The sequence below is a fragment of the Ramlibacter aquaticus genome, from assembly GCF_015159745.1.
Lineage (GTDB): Bacteria > Pseudomonadota > Gammaproteobacteria > Burkholderiales > Burkholderiaceae_C > Ramlibacter > Ramlibacter aquaticus.
Genome location: NZ_JADDOJ010000143.1, coordinates 1 through 3,809 on the forward strand (window position 1 = coordinate 1; position 3,809 = coordinate 3,809).

Genomic DNA, 3,809 nt, shown 5'->3' on the forward strand with positions numbered 1-3,809 from the left:
GTGGGCGTCCATGCTGTCGTGGCGGGTGGCGAGATAGGGAAGCTTAGGCAGCCGGGCCGGAAAAATGATTCCTGAATCACCGCCTCAAGGGCAGAATCGAGAAAACCCTTCTCTTTGGTGACGGAAAAGAAGCATGGATGACCTCGACGCCCGCGACGTGGCCCTGCTGCGCGCGCTGCAGCACGACTCCCGCCAGACCGTGCAGGCGCTGGCCGCCCAGGCCGGCCTGTCCAGCACCCCCTGCTGGAAGCGCATCAAGGAGCTGGAAGCCAGCGGCGTGATCCAGGGCTACACCGCGCTGGTGGACCGCGAGAAGGTGGGCCTGGCCCTGTGCGTGATCGCCGAAGTCAACCTGAGCCGCCACCAGGAGGACGAGGTGGCCCGCTTCGAGCGCGAGGTCGCGGCCTGCCCGCAGATCGTCAGCTGCTACGCCACCACCGGCGACGCCGACTACGTGCTCAAGGTGCTGGCGGCCGACATCCAGGGCTACGAGCGCTTCCTGCACGAGGTGGCGTTCAAGCTGCCGGGAGTCACGCACGTGCGCTCGCGCGTGGTGCTGCGCGAGATCAAGTCGCAGACGCGGCTTCCGATCGAACCCCCGCCCGCCGCCGCCGTGCCGCGCCGGGCCCGGCGCTGAGGGCGCCGGGCGCGCCCGCTCAATCCCTGGGGGGCAGCGCGAAGTCCTCGGCCAGCAGGGCCGGCACCTGGCGCACGTCGTCCACCACGCGCACGCCGGCGATGCTGCGCCGGGTCAGCGCGGGGTTGTTGCCGCCGGCCCAGAGCCGGATGCGCGAGGGCAGCATGCCGCGCAGTTCCTCCAGCCCGCGCAGCACCAGGCCGGGGTTCAGGCTGGCCGTGAAGGTCAGGCCCACCAGGTCCGCCCGGTAGGCGCGTGCGCCCGAGACGATCTGCTCGATGGGCAGCCGCACGCCCAGCGAGACCGTGGGACAGCCCTGCAGCGCGAACATCGCCTCCGCCATCAGCAGCCCCAGGCCGTGGGGCTCCTGCGGGAAGGTGGTGAGCATGACCAGCGGCGCCTCGGGCCGGGCGCGGGCCTGCAGGCCGGCGATCGCCACCCGCAGCACCTGCGTCACGCAGTCGGAATACAGGTGCTCCTCGTGCACCTGCAGTTCGCCCGCCAGCCAGGCCTGGCCGATCATCCGGTTGATCTGCGGCAGCTGGCTGCCGGCGAACTCCGCCAGCCCGTTCTTGGCCAGCAGCGCCTCCAGTTCGTGGCGCAGGGCCGCCGCGTCGTGCGCGTGCAGCAGCTTGAGCATGCGGGTCGCCAGCCGGGTGCGGCCGCCGGCGGCCGCCGCCATGGCGCGCGAGGCCGACTCCAGGGCCAGGCGCTCGATCTCCGGGGCGCCCGCGCGCGCCAGCTTGCCGGGCCGGTGCCCCTGCTCCACCAGCTCGCGCATCAGCTTGAGGACGCGCACCTGGTCCGGCAGGTACAGACGCTCGTCCCGCGCATCGCGTTCCGGGCGCGGGAAACCATACCGGCGCTCCCAGATCCGCAGGGTGGCGCGGGGCAGGCCGGTCTCTCGCTCCACCTCCGCGATCGGCAAGGCAGGTGCGCGTGGCGAACTTGCATCCATCCGGTCGATTGTCACGTATCCAGGGGGTGCCCGGGAATTCCCAGGCTCTTAACTGTCATACGACAAACAGCTAAACTGATCGGTTATCACACAGGAGCCCCGCCGCCATGACGTCCACCCTCGCCCAGGGCACCGCATGAAAGTCGCCATCGTCGGAAGCGGCATCGCCGGGCTCGCCGCCGCCCACACCCTGCGCGGCAAGGCCCGTGTCACCCTGTTCGAGGCGGACCATCACTTCGGCGGCCATGCCCACACGGTGAACCTCACGCTGGACGGCGTCACCGCGGGCGTGGACACCGGCTTCCTGGTGTTCAACCACCGCACCTACCCCGGCCTGGTGGCCCTGTTCCGCGAACTGGGCGTGGAGACCGCGGCCTCGGACATGAGCTTCTCGGTGCAGACCCCGCAGGCGGGCGGCCGCTGGCTGGAATGGTCCGGCACCAACCTGGACACGGTCTTCAGCCAGCGTGGCAACCTGCTGCGCCCGCGCTTCTGGCGCATGCTGTCCGACCTGATGCGCTTCAACGCGATGGCGACCCGCGCCGTCACGTCCGGCGAGGAGCCCTCGCCCGAGCCCCTGGGCGATTTCCTGGACCGCAACCGCTTTTGCGCCGAGTTCCGGGAGTGGTACCTTCTGCCCATGATCGCCTGCATCTGGAGCTGCCCGACCGAGCAGATGCTGCGCTTCCCGGCGGCCACCCTGTTCCGCTTCTGCCACAACCACGGCCTGCTGCAGGTCGCCGACCGGCCGCAGTGGCACACCGTGACGGGCGGCTCGCGCGGCTATGTCTCGCGCATCGTGCGCGAGGTCGACGACGCCCGCCTGGCCACGCCGGTGCGGCGCATCGAGCGCGACGCCGCCGGCGTGACAGTGCTGACCGACGCCGGCCCCGAACGCTTCGACCAGGTCGTGCTGGCCACCCACCCCGACCAGGCCCTGCAGATGCTGGCCTCGCCCAGCGCGCAGGAGTGGGAGCTGCTGCGCAGCATCCGCTACCAGCGCAACCGGGCGGTGCTGCACACCGACGCCTCGGTGCTGCCGCGCAACAAGCGCGCCTGGGCAGCCTGGAACTACGAAGGCACGGCCGACACCGCCACCAACGGCCGCGTCTGCCTGCACTACCTGATCAACCGCCTGCAGCCCCTGCCCTGGAAGCAGCCGGTCGTGGTCTCGCTCAACCCGATCCGCGAGATCGCGCGCGAGACCATCGCCGGCGAGTTCGACTACGCCCACCCGGTGTTCGACATGGCCGCGATCCGCGCCCAGGAGCACCTGCCCCTGGTGCAGGGCCAGCAACGCACCTGGTACGCCGGGGCCTGGGCCAGGTACGGCTTTCACGAGGACGGCCTGGTGGCCGGCCGCGCCGCCGCGCAGGGCCTGCTGGCCGCCGCGCAGGCCGCGCCCCTGATCGACCCCGAAACCCAGGAGGCGCTGGCGTGAACCTGCCGCAGCTGGCGAGCGGCACCGTGCGCCACACCCGGCTGCGGCCCGTCCGCCATGCCTTCGCATACCCCACGCTCTTCCTGCTGCTGCCCATGCGCGCGCTGCACGCCATGCAGGCGCGCGACAAGCCCTTCGCGCACAACCGGCGCGCGCTCTTCGCCTTCCACGACAGCGACCACGGCGACGGCGGCGACAACGCCCTCGCGTGGCTGGACGCGATGCTGGCGCGCGAGGGCATCCACGACGCCGACGGCGAGGCCTGGCTGCACTGCTTCCCGCGCGTGATGGGCCACACCTTCAAGCCGGTCAGCTTCTGGTACTGCCACCGCCAGGACGGCAGCCTGCGCGCTATCGTGGCCGAGGTGAACAACACCTTCGGCGGCCGCCACGCCTACCTGCTGGACACGGCGGCCTGGGGCCGCGAGCTGCGCGCCCGCAAGGCCTTCAACGTCTCCCCCTTCTGCACCGTGGAGGGCGGCTACCGCTTCCGTTTCATGTGGTCGGGCGAACGCATCGTGGCGCGCATCGACCACGACGACGGCGAAGGCCCGCTGCTGCAGACCAGCGTCAGCGGCACGCTGCGCCCGGCCACGCCGGCCGCGGTGCGCGGCGCCCTGCTGCGCTTCCCCTTCCTCACCCTGGGCATCGTCGCGCGCATCCACTGGCAGGCCCTGCGCCTGTGGCTGGCCCGCGTGCCCTTCCATTCCCCCGCGGCCGCCGACGGTGCGGCCCCTTCCCGGCTCCAGGTCACCCGATGAACAGCACCACCC

The 3,809-nt window shown here is 71.6% G+C and carries 4 protein-coding genes; 3 read left to right on the forward strand and 1 reads right to left on the reverse strand.

All coding sequences use genetic code 11. From position 1 onward, the window contains the following. Window positions 1-133 precede the first annotated feature (133 nt). The gene (locus tag IM725_RS19660) at window positions 134-637 is read left to right on the forward strand and encodes an Lrp/AsnC family transcriptional regulator (RefSeq protein ID WP_193782337.1); all 504 of its coding nucleotides are present in this window, start codon (window positions 134-136) and stop codon (window positions 635-637) included. A 19-nt stretch (window positions 638-656) separates the two neighbouring features. On the opposite strand, the gene IM725_RS19665 is transcribed toward IM725_RS19660, so the two are convergent. Continuing rightward, the gene (locus tag IM725_RS19665; protein WP_193782338.1) at window positions 657-1,550 is read right to left on the reverse strand and encodes a MerR family transcriptional regulator; all 894 of its coding nucleotides are present in this window, start codon (window positions 1,548-1,550) and stop codon (window positions 657-659) included. A 181-nt stretch (window positions 1,551-1,731) separates the two neighbouring features. Between IM725_RS19665 and IM725_RS19670 the strand changes: the two genes are divergently transcribed. Both IM725_RS19670 and IM725_RS19675 read left to right on the forward strand, forming a co-directional pair. Next, a complete protein-coding gene (locus IM725_RS19670; protein ID WP_193782339.1) occupies window positions 1,732-3,036 on the forward strand; it encodes an NAD(P)/FAD-dependent oxidoreductase in 1,305 nt (434 codons plus the stop codon). Next, the gene (locus tag IM725_RS19675; protein WP_193782340.1) at window positions 3,033-3,797 is read left to right on the forward strand and encodes a DUF1365 domain-containing protein; all 765 of its coding nucleotides are present in this window, start codon (window positions 3,033-3,035) and stop codon (window positions 3,795-3,797) included. Before IM725_RS19670 ends, IM725_RS19675 begins: the two co-directional genes overlap by 4 nt. The last annotated feature ends 12 nt before the right edge of the window (window positions 3,798-3,809 follow it).